Raw genomic sequence first — 13738 nt, forward strand, 5'->3', positions numbered from 1 at the left:
ACGGCCTGATGTTTACATAAATATACGGTTTCAGGTATTGCGCCTCAGAATCCCATCTTGTATATTTGTATTCAAATGAATACAAACCAAAGCAGACGAATATGAATGCAACGAACCGTATCCCAATTAGTGTGCGCATCACTCAGGAAGATGCTGATTTTATTGCCGAACTTAAAATCGAAGGAGCAAATACGCCGTCTGAAAAAATCCGCGAATTGCTCAAACTGGCTCGCTTGGCGCATACGCAAACACGCGATTACAGCTCCGCACTGACGGCGCAGGAGCAATTTTTCCAAGCGGCAAAACACGAAATCTTGCACGCTGAAAAACAGGCCGGAGTGCATTCGCATATCGTGGCGAGGTTGTTTGAACAGCTTCCCGACTTAGGTGCGACGCTCGCCGCCGACCTGCCCGAAGAAGCTGACCTCGACGATTTGAAAAAATACGAACGCGAACTGATGTGGCGCATCGTCCGCCTCACCGACAGCATCCTACAACTCGCCGTAACCGGCAAAGGCGCGGCATATGACGATACCGTGTTGCAACAGCTTGAAAATACTTTGAAACTGGCGAAGATTGTGCAGCAGGCAAATGAAGTTTAAGACTGCCGCCATACCAAATGAAACAAACACATTTTAGTGAAAGGAAAATCCAAATGAGCGAAACCCTATCCCGCCGAGTAGGCCGTCTGGTGAGCGGCGGTTTTCATGCCCTGATTGATGCGGCGGAAAACCTCGCGCCTGAAGCGGTCATGAACGAAAGCATCCGCGAAATTGAACGCGCAGTAGATGAAGTGCGTACTGAATTAGGCAAAGTGTTGGCGCAGAAACACCTTGCCGCCAAGAAAATGGCCGATGAAAGCAACCGCCACGAGGCCATCGATGCCAACCTGCAAACCGCCGTAAATGCCGGTCGCGATGATCTTGCCGAAGCGGGTATCGCCGAGCAGATGGACATCGAAGCGCGTCTGCCCATCTTGGAAAACACCATTGCCGACTGTGCCGCACAAGAAAAAGAGCTCGAAGGCTTTATCGCCGCCCTGCAGGCGAAAAAACGCGAGATGCAGCAGCAGTTGCAAGACTGGCATGCCGCACAGCAAAGCATGGGTACAGGCAAAACAGCCGGTGGCAACGGTAGCGACCTCAACCGCATTGCCCGTGATGCTGAAAAAAGCGGCAACGCTTTCGACCGCGTGATGGGTCGTCAGAACGCGGTACACAACAGCACCGATGCGGCGCAGTTGGCAAAGCTGAAAGAACTGGAAGACTTAAGCCGCAACAACCGCATTGCCGAAAGATTGGCGGCATTGAAAGCAGGGAAATAAGATGAATTTTGTTAATAAGATTTATGAGCTTGCTGAGCAGATTGCTTACCGCCATAAGATGTTGAATCACCATGCTGCATGGTTGCTGTTATCAACTATCGCGGTTTGGTCTCTTAGTGATAATCACCCCATACCCGCAATAGTTGCTGCTATTTTAATTATGGGATTCTATGCTGTTATTATTATGAATGACATGAAGACAAAATATGGAGACAAATTAATTGCAGATGGACGGAAAGTTTCTATTGAAAAAGCCATAAAATTGTTAAAAACCGAAATCTTGGAAAAATGTGACAACCAAGAGCAGCAAAAACTCTTAGATTTATTGGAGAAGAAATGCCTAACTCAAATACAGTTTAAAAACTTCTTCAAGCACCGTTTATTTTGGATTGCATATATCTTTTGGGTGTGGATGCTTTTAGATTTACTTATATTAAATAGATAAAATCCAAACAAACCCCACCAACATTAAAAATGTATTATTCCAAATACAACTCCAATAAAGAAAAAATTAAAAAGAATAAGGAAATGCAATATGTGGAATTTAATCAACGCCCCCGAAACTGAAATCTTCGGCATTGCCATTGCGCTGATGGTTTTGCTCGGTGTGTTTGAAGTCATTTCCATGCTGGCAGGCGGTATCAGCGACTGGTTGGACAACCTGTTGCCCGACAGCCTGACCGAAACTGCGCACGCCGAGGTCGGATTGGATGTGGCGGACGCAGGCATATTCGTGCGTTTCCTGAGCTGGCTGTATGTCGGACGTATCCCGGTGTTGATGGTGATGGTGGTGTTTCTTGCCGTATACGGACTGACGGGTTATCTGTTTCAGACGGCCTTTGCCACTGTATTCGGCAGTTATCTGAATGGCACGCTGGCAGCAGTCATCGTTTGGTTTCTTTCCCTGCCCTTGGTGCGCGTAACGGCTAGTGGTTTGTACAAAATTATGCCGAAAGATGAAACCACTGCCGTTTTGCAGGAAAGTTTAATCGGCCACGTCGGCACGGTGGTATTGGGCGAAGCTCGGGTAGGCAATGCGGCGCAGGTGCGCGTGAAAGATGCTTACGGCCAACAGCATTATGTGATGGTAGAACCTGACTCTGATGATGTATTGAAACAAGGAGATGCGGTATTGCTGGTGTCGTTGGACGGAAATACATTTAAAGCGATTTTGAATCCGAGCGGCAGCTTGGTTGATTAAGGCTATTTTTAAGATAGAAATCTAAATTTTTGAACAAGGATTGATATTTATGGGTTTGTATTTTGGAATATTGGCTAATATCGTTGCTATTGTAGGAGGTTTTTTTGGAATTGTGCGGCTTGCAAATAATTTTGTTTCAAACTCTTTTAATAGGAAACGTAAAAACCGACATGATGATTATGTTTTTACTAAAAAATTTTTGTCTGAAATTAAGAAAAAAGATAAGAATTTAGAAGAATATGAACATCCGTTATTCATAGAAAAGGGATTTTATGCGTTAACAGGTAAGGGAAATTTATCAGCAACGGAAATACTATATTGCTTAAAGCAAAAAAATCCAACATTGTTCTTGAATAATTATCCATCTGTTCGTGGTAAATATTTAGAATATTCTTATGATAAAAATATCATCGTTTTTAAAGGTCGGTATAAAAATAAATGGGTAAGAAATTTATCTTGGCTTGGGAATTATTTGTTATTTCTCCTATATTATTTATTTGGGTATGGTTTTATAGTTGTCGTTTTTAAGAGTAAGTTTGTTGATGAAAGAGATTGGTCTTGGTGGCAGACGGCAATAACCATAAACTCCATAATTATCATTATTTTTTTAATATCTATTTTCTGCATGATTCAAGGAATGAGAATGCGTTTAGCTAAAGAAATAGTAGCAAAGCAAGAAACAAATCATAACGAAATGGAAATGTCGCAAATGGTTAATCAAGATGAATAGTTTTGGTACAACTAGTCCGTAGCGTGGGCTTCGCTCACGAAGCAAACAGCTCGAATGATCGTTTGATTCAAACAGCAATAGATCGCGGACAAAGCCCACACTACGGTTTGCAAAAAACAGAAATAGTACGCAATTATCATCTACCCAAAATTCTTAGCCCTTTCAGACGGCCTCTTTCCCTCAAAGCCTTCTGAATCCACCGCCCCCAAAGGCATATTAACAAGAAGAAAGGAAAAACCATGAATTTGGTCTCCATCGGCACTATCGCCGGCGTCATACTCGTCGCGCTGTTTGTACTCGGCCTCATCCTGACCCGTCTGTATCGCCGTGCCAGCAAAGAAGTCTCATTTGTCCGCACCGGTTTTGGTGGTGAAAAAGTCATCATGAACGGCGGTGCGATGGTGCTGCCCGTATTGCACGAAATCATCCCCGTCAACATGAATACACTGCGCCTTGAAGTGCGCCGCGCTGCCCAACAAGCGCTGATTACCCGCGACCGTATGCGCGTTGACGTGATGGCTGAATTTTACGTCCGCGTCAAACCCAGCGCCGAGAGCATTGCGACCGCCGCACAAACGCTGGGTATGAAAACCATGTCTCCCGATGAGCTGAAAGACCTCGTCGAAGGTAAATTCGTTGACGCCCTGCGCGCTGTTGCCGCCGAAATGGCGATGGAAGAACTGCATGAAAAACGTGTTGATTTCGTTCAGAAAGTACAGCAAGTCGTGAGTGAAGACTTGTTCAAAAACGGTCTCGAACTCGAAACCGTTTCCCTGACCGGCCTCGACCAAACCAGCTTCGAATTTTTCAACCCGCAAAACGCCTTTGACGCGGAAGGTTTGACCAAACTGACCGAAACCATCGAAGGCCGCCGCAAAAAACGTAACGAAATCGAACAAGACACCGATTTGGCAATCAAAACCAAAAACCTCGAAGCCGAGCAGCAACGCCTGAAAATCTCACGCGAAGAAGAATACGCCAAACTCGAACAAGAGCGTGAGATTGCCGTCCGCCGTGCCGAACAAGAGGCCAGCATTGCCGAACAAGAATCTCAGAAAAAACGTGAAGCGGAAGAAGCCAAAATTGCCGCTGAACGCGAAGTGGATTTGAAACGCATTGCCGCCGAGCGCGATATTAAAAACGAAGACATTAGAAAAGCCCAAGCCGTTGAACAGGCAGAGGTTGAACGCCGCAAAGCCATCGAATTGGCCGAGCAAGACCGCGCCATCGCCGTTGCCGAAAAATCACGCGCCGAATCCGAAGCCAAAGCCGAAGCCGACAAAGCCCGTGCCGCAGCTGTTCGTGAAGAAGAAAGCGTGATTACCGTACGCGAAACCGAACGCGCCGAGCGTGCTAAAGCGGTCGAACTGATTGCCGCAGAAGAAGCCGCGCAAAAAGATGCGATTTCGCTCACTGTTGCCGCCGAAGCTGAAAAACAAGCTGCACAAGACCGCGCTGAAGCCGTGCGTATTGCCGCCGAAGCCGAAGCCGAAAAACACCGCCTGCAAGCCAAAGGTGAGGCCGATGCCAAAATTCTGTTGGCGCAAGCGCAAGAGCAACAATACAAGGTTGATGCAGAAGGTACCCGCGCTGTAAACGAGGCTGCCAACGTCCTGAGCGTTGAACAGGTTGAAATGCAAGTCCGCCTTGCCCTCTTAAAACACCTGCCGGACATCATCCGCGAATCCGTCCGCCCGATGGAAAAAATCGAAGACATCAAAATCTTGCAAGTCAATGGTCTGGGTGGCTTTGCCGGTGGTGCAAACGGTGCGGAAGGTGTTTCAGACGGCCAAACCACACAAGCCAGCCTTGCCGATCAAATGGTCAACAGCGCCCTGCGCTACCGCAGCCAAGCTCCGTTGGTTGACGGTCTATTGAAAGAGTTGGGACTGAATGGTGGCGACATCAACGGTCTGACCCAAGGACTGGATAAAACCATCGACCAATCATAAATGAATACCGTAATAATGGTTTAAAGGCCGTCTGAAAAGTTTCAGACGGCCTTTTGTTTATACAAGGGCTTCCGCAAATTCTAATATTTTCAATACTGATCAATTCAGATCTGTTGCGGTTGCAATAAATTAGGAATTATCCACCCTGCTTTTTGTGGTTAAAAAAGATTGAGTAGGCTATTCTTAGCCAAATAACAAGACTAACTGCTTTGAAAATGATCCGCCAACAATTGAGTCATAAAAACCGGTTCTACCGTTCCGATTTCAAGTTTGCCATCTACTCATCTATCGACATTTCAATACCAAGCTGCTTATCTTCAGGCAAATAAAAAAGCACAACATTTCGTTGTGCTTTTTCTTGATGAACCCACATTACTTGTTTTTTTGCGAACGAAGGTAATCCAAAGTTTTCAGCTGGGCAATGGCTGCTGCCAATGCTTTGTGCGCTTCGGCCAGAGATTTATCATCTTTGGCTGCAGAAACACCTGCCTCGGCTGCTTTTTTAGCTGCTTCAGCACGCGCCTGATCCATTTCGGTACTGCGGACGGCAACGTCTGCCAATACGGTAATCTTATCAGGCTGTACTTCTAAAACGCCACCGGAAACGGCAACCAGCACTTCTTCAGCTTCACCCGGAACAGTCAAACGCAATGCGCCGGGGCGTACCAAACTCATAATCGGCTCGTGTCGTGGATAAATACCAAGCTCACCTTGAACGGTCGGAACCACCACAAAGCTGGCTTCGCCCGAATAGATGTTTTGCTCGCTACTGACCACTTCAACTTGCATGACGCTCATGCCGACCTCCTTAGTTTAAGGTTTTCGCTTTCTCAACTGCTTCTTCGATGCCGCCTACCATGTAGAACGCTTGTTCAGGCAGATGGTCGTATTCGCCGTTCAAGATGGCTTTAAAGCCGGCAATGGTATCGCGCAGGGCGACATATTTGCCTGGAGAACCTGTAAACACTTCTGCAACGTGGAACGGTTGAGACAGGAAGCGTTGAATTTTACGGGCACGCATCACAGTCAGTTTGTCTTCGTCAGACAATTCGTCCATACCCAGAATGGCAATAATGTCGCGCAATTCTTTGTATTTTTGCAGAGTAGACTGTACACCGCGCGCTACGTCGTAATGCTCTTGACCCAATACCATCGGATCCAATTGGCGCGAAGTAGAGTCAAGCGGGTCAACTGCCGGGTAAATACCCAAAGATGCAATGTCACGGCTCAATACGACGGTCGCGTCCAAGTGGGCGAAAGTTGTCGCTGGAGACGGGTCAGTCAAGTCATCCGCAGGTACATATACGGCTTGGATGGAAGTGATGGAACCTGTTTGGGTAGAGGTAATACGCTCTTGCAAACGACCCATTTCTTCAGCCAATGTCGGTTGGTAACCCACTGCAGAAGGCATACGGCCCAACAGTGCAGATACTTCGGTACCGGCCAGAGTGTAACGGTAGATGTTGTCGACGAAGAACAATACGTCGCGACCTTTACCGTTTTCGTCTTTTTCGTCACGGAAGTATTCGGCCATAGTCAAACCGGTCAAAGCAACGCGCAGACGGTTGCCTGGAGGTTCGTTCATTTGGCCATACACCATGGCTACTTTATCCAATACGTTGGAATCTTTCATCTCGTGGTAGAAGTCGTTACCTTCACGGGTACGTTCACCCACACCTGCGAACACGGACAGACCGCTGTGCGCTTTGGCGATGTTGTTGATCAATTCCATCATGTTCACGGTTTTGCCCACACCGGCACCACCGAACAGACCTACTTTACCGCCCTTAGCAAACGGACACAGCAAATCGATCACTTTAATACCGGTTTCCAACAATTCGGTAGTTGAAGACAACTCGTCGAATTTCGGAGCAGTTTGGTGAATAGCACGGCTCTTGTCGGTATCGATCGGACCTGCTTCATCAACAGGCGTACCCAATACGTCGACAATACGACCCAATGTACCTTTACCTACCGGTACAGTGATTGGCGCACCAGTATTGCTTACAGACATACCGCGTTTCAGGCCGTCTGAACTACCCATTGCAATAGTACGGACAACGCCGTCACCCAGAAGCTGTTGAACTTCCAGAGTCAGACCGTTCTCGTCCAATTTCAGGGCATCGTAAACATGCGGGATAGCGTCGCGTGGAAATTCCACGTCAACCACCGCACCAATAACTTGTACGATTTTGCCTTGGCTCATTATCGTATCCTAATTTCCTGTTCAGGCTTCAGACGGCATTAAACTGCCGCTGCACCTGCTACAATTTCTGACAATTCTGTGGTAATCGCGGCTTGACGCGATTTGTTGTACACCAAGCGCAATTCTTTAATGGCATTACCTGCGTTATCGGTTGCGGCTTTCATCGCTACCATACGCGCGGCTTGTTCAGATGCCATGTTGTCGCTCAATGCCTGATAAACCACAGACTCTAAATAGCGGCGAACCAAATATTCCAATACGGCGATAGGACTCGGCTCGTAGAGGTATTCCCAAGTAAATGAAGAATGACCTGTTCCGTCGTCAATAACGTTTTCACCGATAGGCAGCAAAACTTCCATACGCGGCTCTTGGCGCATTGTATTGACGAAACGTGAGTAAACCATATGGATACGGTCTAATTCATGCTTCTCATAACGTTGGAAGATTTCGGTCAGAGGGCCGAGCAGCAATTCCATTTTTGGGGTATCACCCAAATTGGTTGCGCTGGCAATAACATTCAAACCGATGCTTTGGCATGCAGCCAAACCTTTACTACCCAGGCACACGACTTCGACTTCGATGCCTTGTTCCTGATACTCTTGAACTTGCGCCAAAAACTTTTTCAGTACGTTTGCGTTCAAGCCACCGCACAAACCTTTGTCCGAGGTAATCAAAATGAAACCGGCACGACGCACTTCGCGGTGCGGCTCCAACAATTTGATACCATGATCGGCATTAGTTTGTGCAAGATGGCTCATCACTGTACGCACTTTTTCGGCGTACGGACGCGCTAAGCGCATCCGGTCTTGAGTCTTCCGCATTTTAGAGGTCGACACCATTTGCATCGCTTTAGTGATCTTTTGGGTATTTTGAACACTACGGATTTTGGTGAGAATCTCTTTTCCGACTGCCATTTCAGACTCCTTTCATCTCAATACTTATGCTTGGTAAGCGTAAGAAGATTTGAAAGATTTCATGGCTTCGGTCAATGCTTTTTCGCTTTCGTCAGACATTGCGCCTGATGCATTAATCGCTTCCAGAACCTCAGGATGTTGCGTACGTACGAAACTCAAGAATTCTGCTTCGAAAGCCAAGGCTTTGGATACCGGAACATCTGCGTAAGAACCGTTGTTGATCGCCCACAAAGTCAATGCCATTTCGGCAGTGTTCAATGTGCTGAATTGTTTTTGTTTCATCAATTCAGTAACTACTTCACCGTGTTGCAGCTGTTTGCGCGTTGCTTCGTCCAAATCGGAAGCAAATTGCGAGAACGCTGCTAATTCACGGTACTGTGCCAACGCCAAACGGATACCGCCACCCAGTTTTTTGATGACTTTGGTTTGTGCTGCACCACCTACGCGCGATACGGAAATACCGGCATTGATTGCAGGACGGATACCGGCGTTGAACAAGTCGGTCTCCAAGAAGATTTGGCCGTCTGTAATCGAGATTACGTTGGTTGGTACGAATGCTGATACGTCACCGGCTTGGGTTTCAATAATTGGCAACGCAGTCAGAGAACCGGTTTTGCCTTTTACTTCGCCATTGGTCAGTTTTTCAACTTCGTTTTCGCTGACACGGGCTGCACGTTCCAACAGACGGGAGTGCAGATAGAATACGTCGCCAGGATATGCTTCACGGCCAGGAGGACGGCGTAACAGCAGAGAAATTTGACGGTATGCAACGGCTTGTTTAGACAAGTCATCGTATACGATCAACGCATCTTCACCACGGTCACGGAAGAATTCACCCATGGTACAACCGGAGTAAGGAGCGATGTATTGCAGTGCAGCGGCTTCAGAAGCAGTTGCAGCAACCACGATGGTATGCTCCATCGCGCCATGCTCTTCCAATTTGCGTACTACGTTGGCAATAGAAGATGCTTTTTGACCGATAGCCACATAAATACAGATAACGCCTGTACCTTTTTGGTTAACGATGGCATCCAGTGCCACGGCAGTTTTACCGGTTTGACGGTCACCAATGATCAACTCACGTTGACCACGACCAACCGGAACCATAGAGTCAATGGCTTTCAGGCCGGTTTGCATTGGTTGGTCAACCGATTTACGCGCAATCACACCCGGTGCAATTTTCTCGATTGGAGCAGTCAATGTTGTGTTGATTGGACCTTTACCATCGATAGGACGACCCAATGCATCAACCACACGGCCAACCAGTTCGCGACCGATCGGCACTTCCAAAATACGGCCGGTACAGGTAACTGTATCGCCTTCTTTAATGTGTTCGTACTCACCCAACACTACGGCACCGACGGAGTCACGCTCCAAGTTCATGGCCAGACCGAAAGTGTTACCGGGGAATTCGAGCATCTCACCTTGCATCGCGTCTGACAAGCCATGAATGCGCACAATGCCGTCTGTAACAGAAACAACGGTACCACGGGTACGCACTTCTGCATTGACGGACAGATTTTCGATTTTAGCTTTAATCAAATCGCTAATTTCAGCAGGATTAAGCTGCATGAAAACTCTCCTAATTTGTCATAGTCGCATACAAAGCATTCAGTTTGCCTTGTACGGACAAATCCAAGACCTGATCACCCACTTCTACTTTGATGCCGCCGATTAATTCAGGGGCAACTTTAGCTACCACATCCAATTTGCTGTTGAAGCGTTTTGTCAGGATATCGGTAACATCGGCCAGCTGCTGAGAACTGAGCTCATACGCGCTGTAAATTACTGCCGATTTCGTATTGTTGTGTATCAAGGTCAAATCTTGATATTGGGCATAAATTTCCGGCAATACCAGCAAACGCTTTTGCTCGGCCAAAACGGTAATAAAATTTGCCAATTCGACATTTTTGATACCGACAAGACCTTTGAGCGTTTCTGCCTTTTCGGAAGCTCCCGTTTCCGGCTGCTCGATGAAAGCAATGACTTTCTCATCCTGAACAACCGCTGCGAGTTCTTTCAGTTCGCCCAACCAAGACTCGATTTGGTTTTTTTCCTGAGCCAGACTAAACAATGCTTTCGCATAAGGTCTGGCAATCGTTGCGAACTCTGCCATAAGATTACAGCTCCTGTTTTAAGGCACTGAGCAGATCTGCATGTTTGGAAGCATCGACTTCTTTACGCAGGATAGATTCCGCACCTTTAACAGCCAATGAAGCGACCTGTTCGCGCAACACTTCGCGTGCACGGTTAACTTCTTGCTCTACATCAGCTTTTGCTTGGGCTGCAATGCGTGCTGCTTCATGAGAAGCTTGCTCTTTGGCTTCTTCTACAATTTTCGCAGCACGTTTTTCGGCGTTGGCAACCATTTCGGTTACCTGATTACGCCCTTCGGCCATAAGTTCTGCAACTTTTTTCTCTGCCTGCTCAAAATCGCTCTTACCGCGCTCGGCGGCAGCCAAGCCCTCGGCGATTTTTGCGGCACGCTCATCCAATGCTTTGGCAATCGGAGGCCATACGAATTTCATCGTAAACCAAACCAAGCCAAAGAAAACTAGGATTTGCGCAAATAAGGTTGCATTAATATTCACGTTACTTAACCTTCGTATCTGGGTTAATCAAACAGACGGCAAGCCTGTATCTGAACGGATCGCTCCGTCTTGATTACGCACCACCAAACGGGTTAACGAAGGCGAACAACAGGGCAATAGCCACACCGATCAAGAAAGCCGCGTCGATCAGACCAGCGATCAAGAACAGTTTGGTTTGCAGAGGACCGATCAGCTCAGGTTGGCGAGCAGAAGATTCCAAGTATTTAGAACCAACCATTGCGATACCGATAGAGGCACCCAATGCGCCCAAGGCAACGATCAAACCACATGCGATAGCAATCAAACCCATTTTTAAACTCCTTAAAATAGTAAAGGTTAAACTACAAAAAATAAACTACGAAAAAACTACTTGATTAGTGTGCATCATGCGCCTGTCCGATATATACGAACGCCAACGCCATGAAAATAAATGCCTGCAAGGTGATGACCAAAATGTGGAAAATCGCCCAAGCCAAACCGGCAATCAGGTGGAACACAAATAAAATCGGATCCAAAGTTTCGACACTGCCGGTTGACGCCCATGCACCGCCCAACAGAGCGATCAACAGGAACACCAGCTCGCCAGCATACATATTACCAAACAACCGCATACCGTGGGATACGGTTTTGGACAAAAACTCTACCAAGTTCAGCAGGAAGTTGGCCGGAGCAAGCCACGGACCGAAAGGCGCGCAGAACAACTCGTGAATCCAACCGCCAAGGCCTTTGATTTTGACATTGTAGTAAATACAGATCAGCAATACGCCAATCGCCAGAGCCAAAGTCGTATTCAAGTCAGCAGTCGGCACGACGCGCAACAGGGCATGATGATTACCGGTAATGCCTTGCCATGCCATCGGCAGCAAATCAACCGGCAGCATATCCATGGCGTTCATCAAGAGAATCCAGACAAACAAGGTCAGACCCAATGGGGCAACGGCTTTACGCGATTGTTCGTTATGGATAATGCTTTTACACATGTCATCCACGAATTCGAACAGAATTTCAACAGCCGCTTGGAAACGACCGGGAACACCAGCCGTCGCTTTTTTAGCGCCGCGCCACAAAAGGAAGCTGCCGATTACGCCCAACAGAACGGCAAAAAAGATTGCATCAAGGTTAATGAACGAAAAATCAGCAATGTTTTTCAGTCCTTGACCCTGAGTAACATCCGACATACTGGTCAAGCTTTGCAAGTGGTGCTTGATGTAGTCGGCAGCGGTCATAGTTTCACCTGCCATAGTGTTTTACTCTCAACAATACTAAAAAAACCAAATGACTGACGCCAAGAAACGCCAATAAAAATGGGTAAAATACCAGTGATCGATGCCATATCGCGAAAACGACCGACATGGATACCAGCGACAGCACTACTTTTAAAACCTCTCCGCCGACAAACATCGAGCTTTGCAACTCGGGATTTCGTCGGGAAAACTTTAAAAGTAAAACTGCAACCAGGGTAGGCACAATGTACGAAAATCCTCCCGCCAAAGCAGAGAGGAAGCCGGGCAATCCGGAAAATAATGCACAAACAACTGAAATTATTAATAATACAATCACTTGCAATGGGACTATCTGATTCATTGTACTTTGTACCCCAAAAAGCAAGGCAGGCTAATATAATCAAGAAGTTTGTTAACGTCAAGCAATATGTTAATCTTTGTGAACTTTTCACAAATAAATGATTAACACATATAAAACAAATCTTTGCTGGAACGGAGTTTAACACAAATTACATGTTGTTACATAGATTTTACAGAAGATTTTGATTTGTATTGTAAACATTTATACGCTCTACGCTTTTTCAAAAATTGAGGCCGTCTGAAAAGCTTTTTTCAGACGGCCTGTTCTGCTTATAAAGCCGTTAGAACGCTTGATTGATGCCTAACTGCTTCAGCAAATATTCGAATGTTTCCGGTGTATCAAAATGCAGCACGATTTTGCCTTTTTTCTGATTGCTGGTTTTGACTTCGGCATTAACGCCCAAATGCTCGGTCAATGCATCATTGATGCGGCGGATATCCGGGCTGATGGTTTTGGCTGCTTCGGGCTTGGCTTTTTGATGCGCCAATTGGCTGCGGCGTTCTACTTCGCGCACCGACCAGCCGTTTTTGACGGCTTTTTGCGCCAACTCCAATTGATCGACCACATGCAAGGTCAGCAACGCACGGGCATGACCCATTTCCAGACGGCGTTGGTAAAGCATTTCTTGAACCGGCTCAGGCAGACTCAACAGGCGCAGGCTGTTGGAAATGGCGCTGCGGCTTTTACCGACGGCTTTTGCGATGGTTTCATGAGTCAGGCCGAATTCGTCGGCAAGGCGTTTCAAACCTTGCGCTTCTTCAATCGGATTGAGGTTTTCACGTTGCAGGTTTTCAATCAAACCCATGGCCAACGCGGTTTCGTCACTGATGGTTTTGATGACGACGGGAATTTCAGTCAAACCGGCCAACTGGGAAGCGCGCCAACGGCGTTCGCCGGCAATCAATTCATATTGAGACAAACCACGTTCACGTACGATAACCGGCTGGATAATGCCTTGCGCTTTAATGGAGTCGGCCAATTCCTGCAAGGCTTCGTCATCCATTTGCACACGCGCCTGATAGCGGCCGGGCTGAATATCGGCGATGGCAACCGTTGTCAGGCGGTCGCTACTGCTGCTGTCCACTGCATTGGAAATCAGCGAATCCAAACCGCGTCCCAATCCACCTTTTGCTTTTGCCATATTGTTTTCCCTTTCAGACGGCCTCATTGTTGAAATGACGTATTCTATCGGATATTGCCGCTTTACGACAATTTGAATCACGATGATTTGACCCT

The 13738-nt window shown here is 47.0% G+C and carries 16 protein-coding genes; 6 read left to right on the forward strand and 10 right to left on the reverse strand.

Going from position 1 to position 13738, the window contains the following annotated elements; translation table 11 throughout:
- The first annotated feature begins 101 nt into the window (after positions 1–101).
- From HMPREF2871_RS05525 to HMPREF2871_RS05550, 6 genes are all read left to right on the forward strand, one after another.
- Complete coding sequence (locus HMPREF2871_RS05525; protein ID WP_049344991.1) at positions 102–602, forward strand: hypothetical protein; 501 nt, start codon at positions 102–104, stop codon at positions 600–602.
- 53 nt (positions 603–655) lie between these two features.
- A complete protein-coding gene (locus HMPREF2871_RS05530) occupies positions 656–1324 on the forward strand; it encodes a PspA/IM30 family protein (RefSeq protein WP_049344990.1) in 669 nt (222 codons plus the stop codon).
- A gap of 1 nt (position 1325) precedes the next feature.
- Positions 1326–1769: a hypothetical protein gene (locus HMPREF2871_RS05535; protein ID WP_049344989.1), complete on the forward strand. Its 444-nt coding sequence runs from the start codon at positions 1326–1328 to the stop codon at positions 1767–1769.
- Between the two features lie 90 nt (positions 1770–1859).
- Positions 1860–2525: a YqiJ family protein gene (locus HMPREF2871_RS05540; RefSeq protein WP_070629688.1), complete on the forward strand. Its 666-nt coding sequence runs from the start codon at positions 1860–1862 to the stop codon at positions 2523–2525.
- Positions 2526–2574: 49 nt separating this feature from the next.
- On the forward strand, positions 2575–3255 hold the full coding sequence (locus HMPREF2871_RS05545; RefSeq protein WP_049344987.1) for a hypothetical protein: 681 nt from the start codon (positions 2575–2577) through the stop codon (positions 3253–3255).
- A 239-nt stretch (positions 3256–3494) separates the two neighbouring features.
- Positions 3495–5207 (forward strand): flotillin family protein, encoded by a 1713-nt coding sequence (locus HMPREF2871_RS05550; protein WP_004519001.1) that lies wholly within the window; start codon positions 3495–3497, stop codon positions 5205–5207.
- 372 nt (positions 5208–5579) lie between these two features.
- On the opposite strand, the gene HMPREF2871_RS05555 is transcribed toward HMPREF2871_RS05550, so the two are convergent.
- The 10 genes from HMPREF2871_RS05555 to HMPREF2871_RS05595 form a co-directional block, all read right to left on the reverse strand.
- The gene (locus HMPREF2871_RS05555; RefSeq protein ID WP_004519002.1) at positions 5580–6005 is read right to left on the reverse strand and encodes a F0F1 ATP synthase subunit epsilon; all 426 of its coding nucleotides are present in this window, start codon (positions 6003–6005) and stop codon (positions 5580–5582) included.
- A 10-nt stretch (positions 6006–6015) separates the two neighbouring features.
- Entirely contained in the window at positions 6016–7413 is a 1398-nt protein-coding gene (gene atpD / locus HMPREF2871_RS05560; RefSeq protein WP_003748111.1) for a F0F1 ATP synthase subunit beta, read from the reverse strand.
- A 38-nt stretch (positions 7414–7451) separates the two neighbouring features.
- Complete coding sequence (atpG, locus tag HMPREF2871_RS05565; protein WP_004519003.1) at positions 7452–8327, reverse strand: F0F1 ATP synthase subunit gamma; 876 nt, start codon at positions 8325–8327, stop codon at positions 7452–7454.
- Between the two features lie 24 nt (positions 8328–8351).
- Positions 8352–9899: a F0F1 ATP synthase subunit alpha gene (atpA, locus tag HMPREF2871_RS05570; RefSeq protein WP_003676111.1), complete on the reverse strand. Its 1548-nt coding sequence runs from the start codon at positions 9897–9899 to the stop codon at positions 8352–8354.
- A gap of 10 nt (positions 9900–9909) precedes the next feature.
- On the reverse strand, positions 9910–10443 hold the full coding sequence (locus HMPREF2871_RS05575) for a F0F1 ATP synthase subunit delta (RefSeq protein ID WP_004519004.1): 534 nt from the start codon (positions 10441–10443) through the stop codon (positions 9910–9912).
- 4 nt (positions 10444–10447) lie between these two features.
- Entirely contained in the window at positions 10448–10918 is a 471-nt protein-coding gene (locus tag HMPREF2871_RS05580; protein ID WP_003708446.1) for a F0F1 ATP synthase subunit B, read from the reverse strand.
- A gap of 73 nt (positions 10919–10991) precedes the next feature.
- A complete protein-coding gene (atpE, locus tag HMPREF2871_RS05585; protein ID WP_003748101.1) occupies positions 10992–11228 on the reverse strand; it encodes a F0F1 ATP synthase subunit C in 237 nt (78 codons plus the stop codon).
- A 64-nt stretch (positions 11229–11292) separates the two neighbouring features.
- Positions 11293–12159, reverse strand: coding sequence for a F0F1 ATP synthase subunit A (atpB, locus tag HMPREF2871_RS05590; protein WP_003748099.1), 867 nt, complete (start codon positions 12157–12159; stop codon positions 11293–11295).
- Positions 12149–12502, reverse strand: a complete 354-nt coding sequence (locus HMPREF2871_RS11405) for an ATP synthase subunit I (protein ID WP_049344986.1) — start codon at positions 12500–12502, stop codon at positions 12149–12151. The genes atpB and HMPREF2871_RS11405 overlap by 11 nt, the downstream gene beginning before the upstream one ends.
- Before the next feature lie 280 nt (positions 12503–12782).
- Complete coding sequence (locus tag HMPREF2871_RS05595) at positions 12783–13643, reverse strand: ParB/RepB/Spo0J family partition protein (protein WP_049323106.1); 861 nt, start codon at positions 13641–13643, stop codon at positions 12783–12785.
- Positions 13644–13738 lie beyond the last annotated feature (95 nt).

Origin of the sequence: Neisseria sp. HMSC067G12 (genome assembly GCF_001812725.1) — a bacterium.
Classification (GTDB): Bacteria; Pseudomonadota; Gammaproteobacteria; order Burkholderiales; family Neisseriaceae; genus Neisseria; species Neisseria perflava.

Coding starts and splice junctions, on each gene's coding strand:
- HMPREF2871_RS05535 (WP_049344989.1), top strand. CDS start 1,326: ATGAATTTTGTTAATAAGATTTATGAGCTTGCTGAGCAGATTGCTTAC.
- HMPREF2871_RS05595 (WP_049323106.1), bottom strand. CDS start 13,643: ATGGCAAAAGCAAAAGGTGGATTGGGACGCGGTTTGGATTCGCTGATT.
- atpD (WP_003748111.1), bottom strand. CDS start 7,413: ATGAGCCAAGGCAAAATCGTACAAGTTATTGGTGCGGTGGTTGACGTG.
- HMPREF2871_RS05550 (WP_004519001.1), top strand. CDS start 3,495: ATGAATTTGGTCTCCATCGGCACTATCGCCGGCGTCATACTCGTCGCG.
- HMPREF2871_RS05525 (WP_049344991.1), top strand. CDS start 102: ATGAATGCAACGAACCGTATCCCAATTAGTGTGCGCATCACTCAGGAA.
- atpB (WP_003748099.1), bottom strand. CDS start 12,159: ATGGCAGGTGAAACTATGACCGCTGCCGACTACATCAAGCACCACTTG.
- HMPREF2871_RS05575 (WP_004519004.1), bottom strand. CDS start 10,443: ATGGCAGAGTTCGCAACGATTGCCAGACCTTATGCGAAAGCATTGTTT.
- HMPREF2871_RS05530 (WP_049344990.1), top strand. CDS start 656: ATGAGCGAAACCCTATCCCGCCGAGTAGGCCGTCTGGTGAGCGGCGGT.
- HMPREF2871_RS11405 (WP_049344986.1), bottom strand. CDS start 12,502: ATGAATCAGATAGTCCCATTGCAAGTGATTGTATTATTAATAATTTCA.
- HMPREF2871_RS05545 (WP_049344987.1), top strand. CDS start 2,575: ATGGGTTTGTATTTTGGAATATTGGCTAATATCGTTGCTATTGTAGGA.
- HMPREF2871_RS05540 (WP_070629688.1), top strand. CDS start 1,860: ATGTGGAATTTAATCAACGCCCCCGAAACTGAAATCTTCGGCATTGCC.
- HMPREF2871_RS05555 (WP_004519002.1), bottom strand. CDS start 6,005: ATGAGCGTCATGCAAGTTGAAGTGGTCAGTAGCGAGCAAAACATCTAT.
- atpE (WP_003748101.1), bottom strand. CDS start 11,228: ATGGGTTTGATTGCTATCGCATGTGGTTTGATCGTTGCCTTGGGCGCA.
- atpA (WP_003676111.1), bottom strand. CDS start 9,899: ATGCAGCTTAATCCTGCTGAAATTAGCGATTTGATTAAAGCTAAAATC.
- atpG (WP_004519003.1), bottom strand. CDS start 8,327: ATGGCAGTCGGAAAAGAGATTCTCACCAAAATCCGTAGTGTTCAAAAT.